This window comes from Novipirellula methanifontis, from assembly GCF_052161655.1.
Classification (GTDB): Bacteria; Planctomycetota; Planctomycetia; order Pirellulales; family Pirellulaceae; genus Novipirellula.
The window spans coordinates 5,636,606-5,655,200 of sequence record NZ_CP197418.1 but is presented as its reverse complement, the minus strand read 5'-3'; the positions used below and the strand labels follow the sequence as shown (position 1 = coordinate 5,655,200).

Genomic DNA, 18,595 nt, shown 5'->3' with positions numbered 1-18,595 from the left:
GAACACCGTTATAGTTGCAATGAGTAAAGTCAGACGATCAGTGATTGAGCGTGAATTCGGCACTATTGATCAGCGCCCACAAGACATCGGCTAGTCCCGCCGAACGCTCCGACGGTGAAGCGTCCTCTGGGATAAATCCCGACAACAATTCCCGCTCCTTCTCAGTCGCAGGGCGTGACAACGTTGCCATGAACAACACGTCGATCCGTTGTGAGTCGGTGAAGAACGGAGCTTCAAGCGATCGGATCAAACCGCTGGTCTGTTCGCTGGTCGCCCCCGAAATCAATGACCCATTCATCAACATTAACGCTTGCGGAATCCCCGCAAGGTATTCGGCACGATTGGCTGCCGGGGTAGCGAATTGCTGCAAGAATATGTCACGCTGGCTGTTGCCGAAGCGAGCCAACGTGTATTGAGCGGCTGGGGCATTGTCTTGCCCAAGCATGGTAGCGACCGAGATACAATCATAAAGCTGTTCGGCAGTCAATGTCTTGACGTTCATCTGGGCGAACAGTTTCAGCCGCTTCTCTGTGGCATCCTCGTCTGTGTTTACAGTTGCCTGCGAACTACTGGAAAGCCGGTATGCGTTGGACAAAACGACCGATCGAATCAGACTTTGCAAGTCGAAGCCATCATCAATAAACTGACTTGCCAACGTATCAAGCAGCTCTGGTGACACGGGCGGATTGTTTACACCAAAGTCGTCTACGGGGTCGACGATCCCACGTCCCAGCAATTGCGCCCAAACGCGATTGACCGTGGCACGTGCGAAATACGGGTTATTCGGTCCGGTCAACCAGGCAGCCAACCTTTGCCGACGCGCCGATTCCGTTGTGGTATTGTTTCCCGAAGCAGCGTTTGGGGTTCCAGTGATGGGCGGCAACGGTTGGCCCAAGAATCGCGGTGGCACGATCGTCTCCGTCTCAGGCAGCATCACATCACCGCGATCGACATCGCTGACCCGCATCACGCTCGACACATTTTCCAGTTCACCCTTGGGACGCGAGATCTGGGCAAAGAAGGCCGCATAGCTCCAGAAATCTTCTTGCGTCCACGGTTCAAAGGGGTGGTCGTGGCATTGGGCACATTCCAATCGCATCCCCAAAAAAACGCGAGATGTGCGTGCCGCCAATTGATCGGCGTCCAATTTAAGAGCCGAGTAAAACAACAGCGGACCGGACTGCGACAATCGTCCTTCGGCCAACAATAATTTGCGAACGATCTGGTCGTAAGGTTCGCTCGCGGCAAAGCGATCGGACAACCACTTTTCAAACGCTTCGCGTCCGCCAAATGCGTCCAAATCGACCCCTTCGGGGATCAAAAAAGATCGCCACACCGCTGCCAATTGCGACGCGTGGTCAGGACTGCTCAACAACTGATCGACCAGTCGCTCGTACCGATCGGCACCTTGATCCTGCAAGAATCGTCGAACCTCGGTTACCGTCGGCGTGCGGCCGGCCAGATCCAAGTAGGCTCGCCTCAACAATTCAAGGTCGGTCGCCATGTCGACGGGACGAACCTCTTCACGCTGCCACAAATCATCAAGGATCGTGTTGATTCGTTCGAGTACTTCCGCATCCGTCGAGGACACCACGGCGACGGGCACCCATTTTTTTGCTGGTCCAATCGGCAGCGTGTCGACAAACGCGTTCCGCTGTTTTGAGTCGGTGGCGCGTGGATGGCTTTCGTTCTGGTTGCCCGTGGAAGCGTCATCCAATGAGCTGATCGAGTCTACTGGCACCGTCGACGTGTCCACGATCGTCATGTCGTTTGGAAAATGACTCGATTGTAACTCCGCCAACGACTGATCAGAATACGCCAGCGAAGTGAGCCGCGCTTCATCACCGCTTCCGGATTGAACCGACAACGGCAAATTCGATTCAGGGTCCAATTGCAGCGAAAGTGAGAAGGGTGCTCCCGCAGCAGTTTGGAAGCGGACATGCAGTTCAATGATGTCTCGACCGTCGACCGTCTGCTCTTCCCATTTTTGCTCGATCAGCTTGATCCCACGCAACGGGGCAAGCGTTTCGGATGACAATGGTTGATCCAGCAGGAAGGCGGTCAACAGCAAGTCCGTGGCTGAATCGTCCGCGTCAATCTCTAGTGGCGTTCGATAAACGGTGTCCGAGTCGGCCAATCGAGTCAGCACCGATCGCTTGCGAACATCGACCCATTGGGATTGCGATTCGGTTTGGCGGCCTACGACTAAATTGGAAAGATCCAGCCAACGCATACCGTCCGCTGCCTCGATCTGAATCAACCCCTGCCGCTTGATCGCATCGACGACCGCTGCCCATGCGTGATTGTTCGAACCCGTGCTCAACACAAACGCGATCATGAATGCTGCGGCCACCCCTGCGGCTAGCGGCCAGGTACGAAGCCAATTTGTTCCACTGCGGGCGACGGCGACAGCGCCGCCGAGTCGCGAGGATGCCAATTCAGGTGACTCGCCCCACTGCGCCGCAATTCCCTCATCCAACCGTCGAACCAATGTTTTCGGCACCGGTGGCGCATCGAAAGCGTCCGACAACATCACTGCCAAACCGCTATCGTCATCGGCCGACAGTTTGTCGTCGTCAATTTGGCCTGAGTCGTCAGGCAGTGGGTTAGAAGTTAGGTCGTGTGTCATATTTATTACGCACTTCGTCGGAGTCGCGACTGGATCCGCTGTGTTTTGCTATTGGCGACTGAACAATCCGCATCAGGATTCGCGTGCGAGACGCGGTTCGAAAAGAGGTGATCGTCCCTTTTGCAAAGACGAATCCGAATCCCCGTTGGCTTGCTTAGTCTGGTTGGCGGATTCACCTTTGACCGGCGATCCGTCCGTATTTTGTGGCATCTTTGCGGCGTCCGATTGCGAAGGTTCAACGCCGTGTTTGTTCAATTGATTCCGAAGTGCTTGACGTGCTCGATAAAGCACCGATTCTGCACTCTTCTCCGTCGCATTAAGTCGTTTTGCGATCACTTTCACGCTGACTTGATCGACATACTTCCATTCCAGTGCAAGACGATAGGTCTCGGGAAGATCGTCCATCGCCTCACGCACATTTTGCCGTTTTAATTTTTGGTCATGTTTTGCTGCTGGATCTAGTTCATCGATGACCTGGGTCTGCTGTTGCGCTTGTTCGATTAGGTGTTGAACCCGTGCCGCGGCGCGAAAGTGATCTTGGATTCGTCGCACCGCGACGGTTCGCATCCAGGCGGCCGGATGATCAATCGCGGTTCCGCTGGCGGCGGCTGTTACGAGCGCCAAAACCGACTCGGCCACGATGTCTTCGGCAAGGTGCGTATCATGATCAACGCGAGCGTAAACGAACCGCCAGACTGACGGCACGAAACACTCGTTCAAGTGCCTCGCAGCGACAGGGTCCTGCCTTCGTAATCCGTCAATAAATTCAGCGTTGTCCAAAATCACCCTCGCGAATCGTGGTCATCAACCACGCAATCGTACCGTGTGTGAGGTGTTAGTCGCTCGGGAACGAGCAATCACGCGGACGAAATTGATAAAAAGCCTCGATTTGTTGCAAGTCACCCCAAAATGCCAAATGTTGACGATTTTCCCGCATGAAATTTGACGCTCACTCGACTCTTCTATAGAGCTGTTCCATCGAGCGGACTTTTTGTTGCCTTAGCATCCCAACGCGATCCTTTGTTCTGCAACAATGAAAGCGTTCCCGTTCACTCATGTACACGCTTCAGTATAGGAAAAAGCCTTCGACGATGCGTTATTCAGCCGCGGCAATCTTGATGCAGAAAGGGCGAGACACGCGAATCCAGCATCGATGTGTTGGCTTCGTTAGCAGGATGGCGGCAATCCTGTTATTCGCCCCGGGCGTGATCGCGGCCTGGGCCGCCGATTCTGGGATCGATCATCCAGTGGACAGCAATTCATCACGAGACTCCTCCGTGCTGTGCCATCTTTTTGGCGAGCCTCTATTGCAGCAAAACGCGGTGACGGTTTGCCAACAGACACGTGAATTGCCGCTCCCTCAGCGTTTTGACGCACTGTCTCGCTGGGTGCTGCCCGGTCATGGGCACGGATTCCGGCTGCGTGGTGCGTTTCGGCGGTCATCGACAAGTCTCGGGCAACACGAAACTGGCGTCGACAGCTTAGTCGATCTAAACGCTTGCCCCGAATCAGCATGGTTGCTTTCCCCGGCCCGTGAGTTGGTCCAAGCGGCATCGCTGCTCGGTCAATTAGCTGACTTACAACGGCAAACCGAATTCTTTAAGCCGACGTCACCGGAACAGGCGGCGGATCAGTCGACCCTGCTCTGCATGATCGAAATCGAATTAGGCGACGTCGCTGCGGTTGCGGGACGGCTAGAAGACCGTTTCGGTTGGCAACGTGGCTCGCATAACGCCGCCTCGGCGACCGAGCGGTGGCCTGACTTACTGATGCTCTGGTCCGCCGCCGCAAATCCGCTGACATCGCATCTCGTCAAGGAGGAATTGTTCGGGGTCTATGCCGATTTGAGCGGATACAGTTCGGAACTGGAATTGGATGTGATCAACGACTACCTGCGGCTGCTAAAAGGGCGTTGTGCCGAAGCCGAGCTCCTGGCTGAGCAGAATCAACCGCCGCTCGCCATCGCGTCTGCAAAATCGTTGTACGATGTTTTTAGCCGTTCCGACGCTGCGTCGCATGCGGCAGCTCGCCCGCTTACCCGATTTCACATCGGAGCTGATGGAGCATGGAAAATCTCGGGACATGAAATTGATTGCCTGGCTTACCGAGGACCGCTTGCCGGAGATTTCGAGGTAAATGCCGAAGTCAGCACTCGCCCTGGCGCGTTCACCGAATTGATGGTCCAGGGAACCGCGGTGATACCGATTCACGGAGGAACACACGTGGGCGTCGCTGCGATGTCCAAAGGCAACCGCGAGATCGCCCTCGATGCGAAACTTGAAGAGATTGAATCGGTCAGTCATTTACGAGCGGTGGTTGGCGGCGGTGGCAGCGCAGATCACTTTTTCAATGGACGTCGGGTGTTCCAGACGGATGAGAAACATTCATTGACACCGTGGGTGGTACTGCGAAGCTGGCGAGGAACCGTGTCCGAAATCCGCAATTTGCATCTGACTGGCGAACCCCAGGTGCCCCAATCCATCGATTTGCTTGCTGATCCATCGCTTAGCGGTTGGGCCAGCTATTATGATCCTGAACTCGGGGATGGACTTGGTGAGTGGGAAACGAATATCGGCAATGAGCAATCCATTGAACTGATCAGCAAACCCGCAAGCGGCGTGCGTCACAGCTACCACGAAGACCTGATTCAATATGTCCGCCCTCTTTGCTGGGACGCTAACATTGCCTACGAGTTCCAATACCATCCCGAGGGCATCGGAGTGCATCCGGTGCTGGGACGAACCGTGTTCTTGATCACCCCTAACGGCGTTCGCTTGCACGAATTGACCGATGGCAGATTTGATAAATCCCAATTGCGGCCGGATAACGTATCCGAGCTCGCCACACAAAGCTCGCCTTCTTCGCTCGAAACCGAACCAAAGTTGGGCTGGAACTCGGCGGAGATGCAAATCCGCGATCGCCGCGTGACGTTGACGCTCAATGGCCAGCAAGTCGGGCAATGGGAACTACCGACGCCAGAGTCGCGGAAATTTGGAATGTTCCGTTATCGAGATCAAACTCGTGCTGTCGTGCGCAACCTACGACTAACAGGCGATTGGCCCACAGCCCTGCCGGCTTTGAAGAACCAACCGTTGGCTTCCGATGAAGTCAATCGGATGGACCAGGAAGCGACAGTGTTGCCATCCCAGCTCGTCCACTACTTTCGTGACGGAATTCCTGCAAACTTGTTTGATTTCGAAGGCGACCCGTCATTTGTGACCGAGCTGATTGATGGCGTGCAAATGGTCCACTCTTCCGAGGCGGGCGTCCGAACGATGAACGTCTGCGGGATCATCGAAGGTGATTTTGATGTGATTGCCGACTACAAGGACCTTAAAATCTCAGCAGGAAAACCGACCTGGCATTGCGGAATCGGGATTGCAGTGCGACTGGAGAATCCAACGTTTGATCGTTGTGCCATCAATCGCCGCCGTGATCGGATGCACGGACATCAGTACTTGGGGTTTGGCCATAAAGAAACGAATGCGGGAGGCCAAGTAGTCTGGACGGGCGGCGCCAATGTCGTGGATGAATCGACGTCCGGGAGACTTCGCATCCTGCGACGTGGAAATACGGTCTATGGGCTACATGCGGAAGGGGATTCGCCCGTTTTTCGCATTGTCTCATCGACCACAATCCCGCCAGGGAAAATTGGTGCGCAAGGGCTGCAATTGATCACGGACGTCGGCAAAGGCTTGGATATGAGTGTCAACTGGACCAAGCTTGAAATCCGGGCCGACAAAATTGATTTGATGACGGTACCCGACCAAGCGAAAACGCTGTCGATGCTGAACTCACATCGAAAAACAAAGGCGGTGGAAACCGTTGATTTCACCAAACAATCTCTTGCCGACGCCGGTTTCTTGCAAGTCTCCGCGACGATCGGAGACGTCGTCTCGGACGCTCGAGGTGCGACGGTCTCGGTGCAAGGCGATGAATTTCTGAAACGCTATGGATTACTGAAGAAAGTCTTGCTGGAACCCGATTTTGATGTCGAAGTCGACTTTCGAATCATGAAGCTCGATCGCGGATACCCGGAAGAAGCGTCTAGCGAAATCGCGTTACAGATTGGACTCGAATCGGCACAAACCATGGAACTGGATTCCGACGAGTTGCATATCAATGAAGCGACGATCATTCTTCGCCATCGATCGGACGGGAAATTCATGCTGCGTCCCCGGATCGTTGCTCGTTCGCCCGGTGGAGTGACGGTCTACCGTGTGATGCACTCGATCCCTGTCAAAATGCCCGACAAATACCGCATCGTGCAACATGATCGCGTACTCTATTTCATGTATTCCGAAGAGGACTCGGCGGAAACAAAAATCATTGCCAGCTACCCCGTGAAACACGGTCTGAAGGCAACCTCCGTCCACCTTTGGGTCAATGCCGGACGTGAGCAGCGGATGGCGGCTGCATCGTGGGAACGGCTGCGAATTCACGGTACGCCCGCACCGCTTCGATCCATCTTCAATTACTTGCAGTTCCCGCCGACACAACCGTGACATGCTATGAATCGCAATTCCACAGCTACCGATATTTACTGCGATCGTTCGCGACGGGGCACGATCGGGTTGTTTATGATCCTGATGTTGAGCGTCTCGACAACATACGCGCAGGGCGCAGAACCCAGCGCTGACGCCGCACCGCGAAAATCAGATGGTCTTGCCCTGGATGCTCTGTTTGCTCAGCAACACATTCCCGAAAGCGGAGTCCTGATTTGTAATCACGCAAGCAGCATGCCACAGCGGCGTGCGTTTGAACTTCTGAGCGATTGGGTTCTGCCCAACGATCAACACTCGGGGTTTCGTGTGACCGCCGATTATGTTTCGCTAAATCACTCCGATCCAGCTACATCGCCCCCGCAACCCGCCGGACGAATCGTCTCGCCGGCAATCCAGTGGCTTCGTTTGGCCAGCGAGCTTAAGGAAACCGATGCGATTCGCACAGCGATCACCCAATGCCGCGCTGACTCGCCCCGTAACCAATGCGATCAAACGGCGCTACTTGCACTGCTGGCCATCCAGGAAGGTAACATCGCGTTGGCTGGCGAGTTAATGGAACAGCTCTTCTCGTTGGCGCTCTCGGATACTGACTTGCTAGACGAATCGCGGCAAGCGGTTTTGTTGTGTGCAGACCAGGCCGCTCAGTCCCCTGAATTAAGTGTGATTGTCCGCGAGTCGGCTCAGATCGTGACTCAGCATTACCTCAAAGACCTCCATCGGACGGCATGGCATCGTCATTTCTGGGCCGCCCATGCAAAGCTATACGTGCAGTCTCAGCGACATGAGAACGCACTGCATCCGAACGGTTTGTACACAGGCGAGCTCGACACAACTCAATGGCACCGCGTCAGCCGTAGTTCAGCATTTGAACATGGTAATGGCTATCCCGCAGCAAACTGGTACATCACTCCGGGGTCAGCGAGAAAGATGTCAAGCCATAGCGACGACTTTCTGTTTTTCGCATCACCGCTGCAAGGTAGTTTTGACATTGAAACCGATGTCACCGGATTCGGTTATCGCGACACGCAGTTAATGATTGCCGGTAAATGGACCGGGCTGATCTACGATCATCGCCATTATGCGATCGGAAACATTTCCGGGGAACTCCAACGCGTCCCACTGGATCGTCCGATGCAGGACATCCATGGTCACGGCTCGATTCACGTTCGTACCGCGGTCCGTGAAACCGAGGCAACGACCTTCTATAACGCGCGACAGATTGACGCCCAGCCGCTGACACCGAGTCGCGATCCCTGGATCGCAGTTCGCAGTTCTTATAATACGCATGGGGGCGTTGACGATTTGCGGATTACGGGAACGCCCATCATCCCCGACACCATCTCGTTAGTCACGTCCCCCGAGTTGACCGAGTGGTACGACTACTTTGACAGCCCCACTGCGGCAACGCATCGGTTGACCGATTGGAAGGGAAGCATCGAATCGCTGCAATCCGGCGACACGGCAACGGAGATCACCGATGCTCGCGCGACGGAGCTTCCTTCGGGAAGCAGTGACGAGCGATTACTGGTCTACAGCAGACCGATGATCGAGGACGGCTCGATTGAATACGAATTCTGGTACAGCCCCGGTGAAACGATCGCCCATCCCGCTGTGGGCCGTAACTGCTACTTACTCAGCGACGAAGGCGTCCGGCTGCACCAATTGACCGATGGTCTTTACGAACGCTCGTCGTTGCGCAGCGACAATGTAAGCCCGATTTTAGATGATCAGCCAAAGCTGGCTTTGCATGCGAACGGCTGGAACAAGATGCAAGTCGAAGTGACGGGAGATGAACTGCGTCTATTACTTAACGGCCAACCAATCCACCAAGCCGTGCTGGAATCGGACCGTTTGCAGCGAAAGTTTGGACTGTTTCATTATGCCGATCAATCGGATTTGCGAGTGCGTAATCTACACTGGACCGGTGACTGGCCAAAGCACCTGCCTGCACTGGACGACCAAGACCTAGCCGTTTATGCCAACGCAGAACTTGATCGGACCGCCGAAGATCTTCCCGAGCTATTCATACAAGAGATTGATTCGCAATCGATCCTCGATCGCAAGTTCACGGTGGTTACCGGGAACGCCAGTGCCGATGTTCAATCCTCCGATGATGGTGTGCGATTATTGCGGGACGGAACAGAAGGATATAGCGGTACGCTGTTAGGTACGGCGGTTGACGTTGGAGGGGATTTTGATGTCGTGTTGTCCTATGATCAATACGAATATGACGCCGACCCAGGGAAAGTCGCGAGCATTCAAATGTATGTGCGTGCTGCAAACGAGTTGAATGACGTCGGCGCCGTCCAGTGCACAAAGGGCCGTGACGACAAGTTTTCGGTCCAATGTATGAAGATGCAAAAAGTGAACGGAGAGGATCGTCGACATTATTTTGGACGTCACCCGACCGAGGCGACTGCGGGTCGCATACGAATATGTCGCCGTGCAAACAAAATCTACTACTTGCATGCTGAAAACGATTCGAGTCAATTCCAGCTGATTGGCGAGAATGATTTCACCGTCGACGATCTGCAGGAGCTCGGGATTCAATTTGGAGTGCAAATTCAAGGAGCCGGTGGATATTCACGGGCTCGTTTCAAGAAGATCGAAATCCGCGCGGAGCGTTTAAGCGGCTTAGCGACAGAGTCCGCTGATGCGATGTTGGCGAAGTTCAACGAGCAACGCGATCAACTTCCTGCCTCGTTTCACTGCGACTTTCGCACCACGCCGCTGGATGAAGACGATTTCCATACGTGGGGCAACGTGCACGATTGGAATCGATCCACAGGCGGCATCCTGGTCGATTCCGTGGGCACGGATCATTGGACCAGTGCCGGGATCTCGCTCAAACATGCCATCCACGGCGATTTCGATATTTCGTTTGCCTTCGAGCCGAATGAGCTTGCTGATCCCAAAGAGGGCGACTACACCCAAATGTACTTGCAAGTGGAGACATCGGATGAGGATCGCATGCAGTTCAACGCCATGCTGTCAAAATCGCCTCGCGGTGCGATCGTCAGTCAAGCTCAATCCCGCACTCGCAACGCTCAGGGATACAGCTACAACCGAATCGGAAGTTTGGGTATTGCATCGCCCGACTATCTAAGACTGCTGCGACGTGGCAAGAAAGTCTATCTCTATGCAGGTGTCCAGTCCGAGCAACACGAGTATTTGATCGGGTCGACGAGTGCACCCGATGTGCCACTGATTCCTTTCGGCGTTCGCATGATGCTGCATACGGGGGGCTCGGATCGCAGTTCGCAAATGTTGGTCAAGTCGCTTGATGTGAAGGCCCAGCAGCTAACGCGGCTTTCCGTTGCCCCCATCGCAAACTCCGCTCCGAGCACGATCAAACCACGCTCCCCCATGCCCACTACGCCCCCTACCAAGTCGCTTCCCACCCGATTATTCGATTCCGTTCGCGGTCTGTTCCAATGATGATCATCAAGCCACCCCATTTCGCCGCACGTTTGTTCCCGATCGTTTTCGTGACCGGGATCATCATGTTCTGGTTGCCGACGACGCTCGATGCACAAACTTCAACCGCAGATTCGAGCAAAATTCTGCAGCAACTCGCCGACCGTGATCTTGATCAAGCGCTCGTGTCGCTTGGAGAACTCGTCGACCAACCACTTACATTCGGAGACCTTGCTTACAGCAGTTTGCCTTCGGCTGCGGCGGGCGTGAATCGCTCACTCGCTCAACTAAGTGCCGATGAACAATTCGATCGGTTGGAAAAATGGACGCTGCCAACGGAAAATCGGAAACACGTTCGACTATTGGCGGTTCCTGTGCCGACAGACGCCCCACCCAAAGTATTTGCTCGATCATTGGGCCAGCGCCCACTCGATTCGACGTTCGCCATCGCATCGGTGGGACCGGTCGGAGGCTTCTTTTGCAGCGGATGGATGCTCGTGCAAGCGGCCAACGAGGTGGGCCGGTTGGCTCGATTACGGTCGACGCTCGAAGCACTCGAAAAAGCCGACGTCGCCGGTGCCTCCGAATTGCTGATGCTCGCTTACGCTGCGGGCAGCCGAGGCGACCTTGATCGAGTCAAAGCCTATTTGCAATCGTTGACCGCCGACGATCCGGCGGCTGGCGCTGATTTGTCGCCTCACGCGATGCGGCAAGCGGCGATTGCCTCCGCCGCATTGTTGCACCCGGAACTGCAACCGTTCGCCGAATCATTGTTGAACAACTTGGTGGCCCGAGGCGGTCAAGCCGATGCAATCGCATTGCGGCCGTTTCTGAGAATCGCACATGCAACAGCGGTGCAAATTTACCGTGGGCAATCGAGCCCGGAGCTATTGTTCGAGAACCGGCTGAAGTATTGGGTTCCCGTGACGGTTCGGTCGGCTACTGATATTCAGCGTGGGCAACCTAGCGGAGTGTGGCTTTCTCACGAACGCCATCTCTTGCATCTGGCTGGCGGGACGACCGATGTGTTGTTATTTCGCTTTCCCCTTGCCGGCGAATTTGAATTTGTCTGTGAGACGCAAGAAGGCGGGGCGATCGGAACCGATGGCGGCTTGGTCTATGGCGGTCTGCAATTCCAAGCTCTCGGCCGAAAAGACACGCTGCAAATTTGGGACGCCGACTCGGATCACCCATTGATTCGGCCTTCGCCCTTCGCTCGCTACGACGTGCAGCCTGTATTTAATCATGTGTCGATTCATTCGTCCGATGACGGTGCCAAATTTGAATCCAATTTTCATCCCGTTTGGTTCGATGACGCAGCGGTTGGAACGAGTCCATGGATTGGATTGAGAAGCTCAGGCAGCAAGCGGCCTGTGTTCCGGAACATTCAAATTCATGGAACGCCTGTCGTCCCTCGCGAAGTGCAGCTGACGTCCGGCGAGCAGTTGCGTGGCTGGCAATCGGGCTTTTTTGCTGAATCGCAGCCCCCGTTTCGAGCTGCTGGTGAAGCTGAACCGAAATCTGAATCCGGTTTTGATTGGCAGTTGCAGTCAGGTGAGCTTCACGCAGCGAAACACGAGGATGAAGCGGCCGCCCGCAAGCCAGGATTGCTGCAATACCAACGACCGTTGCTCGGCGGCGAAACGATAAAATACGAGTTTATGTACGACAGCGATGCGACGATCGTGCATCCTGCGATTGGCAGGCTCGCGTTTCTGGTGGAGTCCGGCGGCGTTCGAGTCCGCTGGATCACCACCGGCGAAACCGAATGGACTGGTTTGCAAACTGACAACGCAGCGATTGAACCGCTGAATCGACGCGGCCCCCGACCACTGCCGCTGAAAGAAAAACAGTGGAATGCTGTCACCGTGAAACGATCCGGCGGCAAGTGTCAAATCACCCTCAATGATGAACTGATCTATCAACGTCCTGACGACTTTGGCGGCCCCCACCAGTTCGGCCTTTATCGAGCCGTGCGCAGCGTGACATCGCGAGTGCGAAACGTAGTACTGACCGGCGACTGGCCTGAATCCCTTCCCGCTGATTTCGTCACCGATCCACTCCGTCCAATGGAATGAGCGACGCCATCGACTTTGCTCCCATCGTCGCGGTAACCATAAACAGATAGGCAGGAGTCTTTCGGTATATTACCCGTTTGGCGTTAACATCGTTTCTACGTTTAACCAGGGCTAGCGCTGTGCCACTAATGCTTTGGGCTCGTTGCTATTTTTAGTTGCGCCGGTTTTCTGCCACCTCTCCACCAACTTCGAGGTCGTGCAGGTTCTGAGTTGTTTTAACAACTGGGTTTAGCGCAAAAAAAATTGACCTTCGTTTGGATTGGGATTTCGCACAGAATGTGCGTCGCTGTTCTTTCCAAGCCATACGGAGGTCGCCATGAGCATAAACGATTCAGAGACGATTAAAAAGTCAGTTATCGCCCCGTCCCTCTGCCAGCAAGCGATCAGCGATGGAAACAAATTGATGCCAAACTTCCGCCGGACGATCTTGCACGAATTGTTCGCCGGCAGGTTGAACAACTTGATCGTAGCGAAGTCGATCGGATGTACAGTGATAGGGGCCAGGAGCCCTACGATCCCATTCTGCTTTTGCAGATGGTTCTCTATCAGTTCCTCAAGGGACGACTCAGCCCTGCAAGTTGGGAGGAAGAAGCCAAGCTCAACGAAGCGATGCAATGGCTCGGTCATGGATACACGCCGGCTCGTCGAACTTGGTATGATTTTCGTGATCGCATCGGCGACGTCATTGAGAGGCTTCATGACGACGTGACCCAACGGGCCATCGAGCAAGGGCATCTTGACCCGACCACGGTGGCTCTAGATGGCACGTCGATTGCCGCCTGTGCATCGCGGCTCGGATGGTCAATCGCAACACTCTCCAGAGGCGACAGGAACTCTTAAAAGAACTGATCGACGGCACTTACTGCCGAACCGATCCTCTTCCAAAATGGGTGCCGCCAACGGAGTCAGGCCGACAAGATTTGGCCTCTCGAATCGAGGCGGCCGCCATCGTACTGGAGCAACGGATTAATGAAAACGCTAAAAAGCCGAGTGATAAACGCAAAGATCCTGACAAGATCACCGTCAGCTTGACTGACCCCATTGCGCCGCTGGGCCGCGATAAACGCAAGACGTATCGGCCGTTGTATACCGTTCAATTTATGGTCGATCCGGTCAGTCGACTGATTGTTAGTTATCTGTGTCAAGCCTCTGCAACCGATGCGGGCACGCTGGCCCCCATGATCGACAAGACGCAAAAGATGTTCGGCGGGCAACTGAAGAGGGTGCTGGCCGATGGCAGCTACTGCAGCATTCTTGACCTTACTGACGCGTGTGATCGGAACATTGATCTGCTGGCACCGCCATCGGCCAGCGGTAGCGCTGCAAAGCGGAAGTCACGCAGCGGCGAAATTCAAATTCCCCGCGAAGAATTTCGTTTTGAAGCCTCATTGAATTGCTATGTGTGCCCGCAAGGTCACCGCTTAGCCTATTTGTGGCGAGAAAAAAAGATGCGTATGGGCGACCGATACGTGTACCAATCGACCTATCAGTGTGACGCGAAGTTCTGTGAGGGATGTCCGTTGGCCGAACGCTGTCTCAGCGGTAAAGGCCCACGACGAATCAAGCGAATCGAAGGCGAAGAGATGCTGGAGGCTCAACGCGAGAAGATGGCAAGTGAATCTTGCAAGACGCTTTATCGTTTACGCGGGCAAACCGTGGAACTCTCCTTTGGCGACGCCAAAGGGAACCGGCGAGTGGACCGCTTTCACGGTCGCGGAATCGAGCGAGCCCGCTGCGAGACAGGCCTGTTGATCCTAGCTCAAAATCTCCTGCGTCTGGATAAGCTACAGCAAAGAGCCATAAGTCTAGGAAAACAAACAGCTTAAAAGCTGCACGACCTCTTCGTCGGTGGAGAGGTAACTGCGGTATAGGCCGAAAAAAAACTCATCCCCAATATTCGATGACAAGCCCAACGTTTTAGCGGTCCAGGCTAGCGTCCAAACGGCGAATTGGATTCCGCGCAATTAGTCCTAGCTAGCTGCTTAGCAGTCGTTTGGCCGGTAGGAACCGGCCCTACCTGCATCAATTAAAGTATGCACTACGTGCGGAGCTGGTCTATCGTGCCGGTGCTGTCGGCGAACTGTGGTATCTCGACTCCCATCAATTGCGCTTGCGTTAACCACAAATTCGCGAGCGGCGTGCCTTCGGGCAGGTTGATGTGCATCCCCGATTGAGTGCGTTTGCCCCCGCCAGCCACAATGATCGGTAGGTCGTTGTACTGGTGAGTCGAACCGTCACCCAATCCGGAGCCATACGTGAACAACGTGTTGTCCAATAACGACGTTCCGTCAGCTTGTTCGATCGCATCCATCTTCTCGACCAAATAAACATACTGCTGCATATGGAAGCGATCCACTTTCAACAGATCGTCAATCAACTTGGTTTGATTGTGCGACATCTGGTGATGACTTCGCGGTGTGTCGAAAAGACCTTCGAACTTGTACGGCGTATCCCAGCGTTCTGGTCCGACCATGAACGTCGTCACATTGGTCAGTCCCGTTTGCAGGGCGACAACCATCAGATCGCCCATCAAACGAATGTATTCACCGCGCGGCAAATAGGCTTCGGGCGGCTCGTCAAAAGTGACCTTGGCTAGTGCGGACTTCATCTTTTCGAGCCGATCCATCTGCGTTTCTATGGTGCGGATCGAATCAAAGTACTCGGTGAATTTTTGTTGATCGGAGTACCCGAGGTCGCGTTTGAGCGATTTCGCGTCTTCTAACACCAATTCGGTAATGTCTCGCGCTCGATCAATTTCTTTTGTCGAAAACAAACGCTGATACATCTTGCGTGGGTCCCGGATCGAAGGAGCAAGATGCCCGGTGCCGTACCACGATATATTATCGAAGTAAATCGATTCCTTGTTGTCGCGATGGCTGTTGCAACTGAATTCCAACGTTTGGAACGGAGTCGTTTTTCCCACATGATCCGCGACGACATGATCCAAAGTCCGATCAAGCGGCCATGCGGTGCCCTTGATTGTGTAGGGGACTGCACTACTGAGGTAACACGAGGCACATTGCGCATGCACGTCGGTTCCTTGCTGAAAAACACGATCCATCCCGGTGATCAGGTTGATTTTGTGTTTCAGTAGCTCCAGCGGTTGCATCGTCGGAGTGAGTTCGTCGAGCGGACGGACGAACGGGTTCGGATCCTGTTTCCCAAGCGATTTCATCACGCCGCCTAGGTTTCCCTTCGGAATGACATGCTCCGCTTCTCCGGGAAAGAAGCCGCGGCGGACCACACCGATTGGAACGTAAAAATGTGCCATTCGCTGAGGCACCGAATTCGTCGCTGCGTCAGCAGCAATGCTCTCCATCCACGGAAGTGCCAATGCTGTCCCGCCAATCCCGCGTAGGAACGTTCGTCGTGAAGTCGATCTCATAATCAAAATTTGGCTTGGGGGAATGTCAGTTGTGCACGCCCGTCGTGGACTTGTGCTCAGTTTCTCTCTTTGGATTCGTCTTACTCAAGAACGGTTTGCTGCGAATCACTTGCTTGATCAGAGTTTGGATTCTGTAGTCATCTGCGGCGCTGAGCTGCACGATTTGATCAAGTGCGACTTGATCGGCAGCCCCCAACTCGCGAGCGAGTGCAAAGGAAAGCAGATGCCCAGCGAGTCCTCGCGCGAAGCGATCTTTTTCGGCGAGAATTGCGTCTTTGAATTCGACGACGTTGTTAAAGTCGTGCTTGCGAAACAGTGTGCCCGACATATCGACGTCGCGATCGTTATCGTATTTGTCACGCCAGACGCCGATTGGATCATAGTTTTCGAGGGCAAAACCGAGCGGGTCGATCTGTTCATGGCAGCCTTTGCAATCGGCTCGCTCGCGATGCATCGCAAGTCGTTCGCGCAGCGTTAGATGGGCTTCGCCTTCAGGCGGTTTCTCATCCAACGCTGGCACATTCGCTGGCGGTGGCTCAGGAGGGTTGTTAAAGATGACGGTTGCAATCCAAGCTCCGCGCGTGATCGGCTGGGTTCGGTCGGGACCGGAGGTCATCGTCATGACCGCGGCGTTAGTGATCACACCGCCGTTGCGACGATCGGTTATCGGGACTCGATGAAATGGCAACACCACCACGGCGCCGCCGCCGCGTTGAATGTCTTTTGATTCGCTGCGAAGCTCGCTATATGCCTTTTCCAATCGAGGCGATCGATAAGTGAAATCGGAATCGATCAGCTGAGTGATCGGCTGGTTTTCAATCAGCACCGTTTCAAAAAGCAGCAACGGCTCCATCGCCATGTGCATACTGTCCCGGTATTTGGCGAAATAGAACTGCGGGAACTTTTCTCTGCTTGGCACGGACGAAATGATTCGGTCAAGCTGCAGCCACTGTGAAGGGAAACTGTCACAAAAGCGTTTAAGTTTGCGATCGTGCAACATCCGCTCGATCTGCTCATCAAGCGTCTTTGCCTTGGTCAATTTTCCCTGGGCGGCAAGTCCGAGCAAGGTTTGATCGGGCAGACTGCCCCATAGAAAAAACGATAACCGTGACGCGAGCTCGTAGTCTTCGATGCCCGTTGCCGTTTCCTGGTCGCTGGATTTTTCGTACAGGTATAGAAAGTTGGGGGAGGCAATCGTCGCGGCGGTAACCGATTTCATTGCCTCGGTAAATGCGACTCCGCCATCCAGTTGACGCGTGACAAAATCGACATACCGATCGAGCAGCGACGGATCAATCGGGCGACGAAACGCCCGCACAAGAAATGGCTGCAATCGACGACGTGTCTCGGCGGCGACGTCGAGGTTCGGTTCCGCAGCGGGCGGTGCAAAGAACTCATTCCAAATCCCGACATTCTTTGCGGTGAAATCAGGGCTTTGTGTAATCGATTGGCCGAGATTTAAAAACGCTTCCATCAACAATGGCGATAGCGAAAGATGATCGCCGCGGTTATCGAACCCGTGTTCCGCTCGCAGATCCTGGGGAAACGCTGCGACGCCCGCCAACCGTGGCTCGATCATCTGTGATTTACCCAATGGGCGATTACCGACAGAGACGACATCCGCCATCTTTCCGCTCTCAGGTTGAAAATACCCGTTGTGCTCACGCATCATTCGCTCGGGCAGCGTAAACACAATGACGCGTAGATCCAGTAGATCCATGATCGCGTTGTTGTATTGAAAGCGGTTCATTCGTCGGATTGGTGCATGGGAGAAAGTCTGATTCTCAGCAACCGACGCTTGCAAAATTTCCTTCAAATGTTCCACAAGCTGACGCCGAACATTCGGGTCGAGCGGTGGTTCGTCTTCGGGCGGCATCTCCTCGAGGTCCAGCACATCGATCAGGCTACGAACAAGTTCCGCGTCTTGGGTTAGTTCGCCGACGCTCTGATGGACAAGGTCGACATCACCTTCGATTTCATCGCTGCCACCATGACAACTCGCGCAGTGTTTTTGGATCACGGTGGAGAGCGAGCGGCTAATCGACGGATCGGATTCAGCCGCCCCCGCATCAGCGGCGAGAACGGTTTGCAACAGAATCATCGTTGCCATCGCGGCGTAGCCTGCGGTGAACCGCGTTGACACTTCGCGAGGTCCGGCGGAGTTGTGGAGAGGACTACGACTCGAAAAGCAATTTGGCATTCGGATCAAATAATTTGCCAGCGTGAGATTGATGAGACCGATCGCGTTGCGTGATCTCTGCGAGGGGGGACGTTCTGCGATGCCGGGAACGTTCCTCTTCAGTCTAACCGAAATTTGCTAGGTATTCAGCCGTCAGGTGAGCTGATTTAGCATCTATATTTGATTGCATCTTTGCCTGAATCCCGCATCTTGTCGCCAAAATCGAAGCGGTGCCTCCTGATTGATTCGGTACCGTCTAAAGCCTGGACTCTAACGCCTTGTCCGACGCTTTTTTTAAACTCGTAACTTATTTCTTACAGATGGGCGGCTAGCTAATAGATGAGGTTACAGTCGACAACAGTGCCAATGACGGATCTGCTAGACTGATCAGTGACCCTGTGG

The 18,595-nt window shown here is 54.4% G+C and carries 9 protein-coding genes; 5 read left to right on the top strand and 4 right to left on the bottom strand.

Annotation, left to right across the window (positions count from 1 at the left end; translation table 11 throughout):
• Positions 1-37: 37 nt before the first annotated feature.
• Both SH528x_RS20555 and SH528x_RS20550 read right to left on the bottom strand, forming a co-directional pair.
• Positions 38-2,629 (bottom strand): DUF1549 and DUF1553 domain-containing protein, encoded by a 2,592-nt coding sequence (locus SH528x_RS20555; protein WP_442505327.1) that lies wholly within the window; start codon positions 2,627-2,629, stop codon positions 38-40.
• Positions 2,630-2,701: 72 nt separating this feature from the next.
• A complete protein-coding gene (locus SH528x_RS20550; protein ID WP_442505326.1) occupies positions 2,702-3,415 on the bottom strand; it encodes an RNA polymerase sigma factor in 714 nt (237 codons plus the stop codon).
• A gap of 305 nt (positions 3,416-3,720) precedes the next feature.
• Here SH528x_RS20550 and SH528x_RS20545 point away from each other — a divergent pair, with 305 nt between their 5' ends.
• The 5 genes from SH528x_RS20545 to SH528x_RS20525 all read left to right on the top strand — a co-directional run bounded on the left by SH528x_RS20545 (position 3,721) and on the right by SH528x_RS20525 (position 14,455).
• Positions 3,721-7,134: a DUF1583 domain-containing protein gene (locus tag SH528x_RS20545; protein ID WP_442505325.1), complete on the top strand. Its 3,414-nt coding sequence runs from the start codon at positions 3,721-3,723 to the stop codon at positions 7,132-7,134.
• A gap of 6 nt (positions 7,135-7,140) precedes the next feature.
• Positions 7,141-10,572, top strand: a complete 3,432-nt coding sequence (locus SH528x_RS20540; protein WP_442505324.1) for a DUF1583 domain-containing protein — start codon at positions 7,141-7,143, stop codon at positions 10,570-10,572.
• A complete protein-coding gene (locus SH528x_RS20535; protein WP_442505323.1) occupies positions 10,569-12,629 on the top strand; it encodes a DUF1583 domain-containing protein in 2,061 nt (686 codons plus the stop codon). The genes SH528x_RS20540 and SH528x_RS20535 overlap by 4 nt, the downstream gene beginning before the upstream one ends.
• A gap of 483 nt (positions 12,630-13,112) precedes the next feature.
• Entirely contained in the window at positions 13,113-13,469 is a 357-nt protein-coding gene (locus tag SH528x_RS20530; protein WP_442505322.1) for a transposase, read from the top strand.
• Positions 13,427-14,455: a transposase gene (locus SH528x_RS20525; protein ID WP_442505321.1), complete on the top strand. Its 1,029-nt coding sequence runs from the start codon at positions 13,427-13,429 to the stop codon at positions 14,453-14,455. Before SH528x_RS20530 ends, SH528x_RS20525 begins: the two co-directional genes overlap by 43 nt.
• Positions 14,456-14,667: 212 nt before the next feature.
• On the opposite strand, the gene SH528x_RS20520 is transcribed toward SH528x_RS20525, so the two are convergent.
• Both SH528x_RS20520 and SH528x_RS20515 read right to left on the bottom strand, forming a co-directional pair.
• Positions 14,668-16,014, bottom strand: a complete 1,347-nt coding sequence (locus SH528x_RS20520) for a DUF1552 domain-containing protein (protein WP_442505320.1) — start codon at positions 16,012-16,014, stop codon at positions 14,668-14,670.
• A gap of 25 nt (positions 16,015-16,039) precedes the next feature.
• On the bottom strand, positions 16,040-18,214 hold the full coding sequence (locus tag SH528x_RS20515) for a DUF1592 domain-containing protein (protein WP_442505319.1): 2,175 nt from the start codon (positions 18,212-18,214) through the stop codon (positions 16,040-16,042).
• Positions 18,215-18,595 lie beyond the last annotated feature (381 nt).

What these genes read in the sequence shown, in the direction of transcription:
- SH528x_RS20520 (WP_442505320.1), bottom strand. Translation starts at nt 16,014, where the DNA reads ATGAGATCGACTTCACGACGAACGTTCCTACGCGGGATTGGCGGGACA.
- SH528x_RS20525 (WP_442505321.1), top strand. Translation starts at nt 13,427, where the DNA reads ATGGTCAATCGCAACACTCTCCAGAGGCGACAGGAACTCTTAAAAGAA.
- SH528x_RS20535 (WP_442505323.1), top strand. Translation starts at nt 10,569, where the DNA reads ATGATGATCATCAAGCCACCCCATTTCGCCGCACGTTTGTTCCCGATC.
- SH528x_RS20545 (WP_442505325.1), top strand. Translation starts at nt 3,721, where the DNA reads ATGCGTTATTCAGCCGCGGCAATCTTGATGCAGAAAGGGCGAGACACG.
- SH528x_RS20530 (WP_442505322.1), top strand. Translation starts at nt 13,113, where the DNA reads ATGTACAGTGATAGGGGCCAGGAGCCCTACGATCCCATTCTGCTTTTG.
- SH528x_RS20515 (WP_442505319.1), bottom strand. Translation starts at nt 18,214, where the DNA reads ATGCCAAATTGCTTTTCGAGTCGTAGTCCTCTCCACAACTCCGCCGGA.
- SH528x_RS20555 (WP_442505327.1), bottom strand. Translation starts at nt 2,629, where the DNA reads ATGACACACGACCTAACTTCTAACCCACTGCCTGACGACTCAGGCCAA.
- SH528x_RS20540 (WP_442505324.1), top strand. Translation starts at nt 7,141, where the DNA reads ATGAATCGCAATTCCACAGCTACCGATATTTACTGCGATCGTTCGCGA.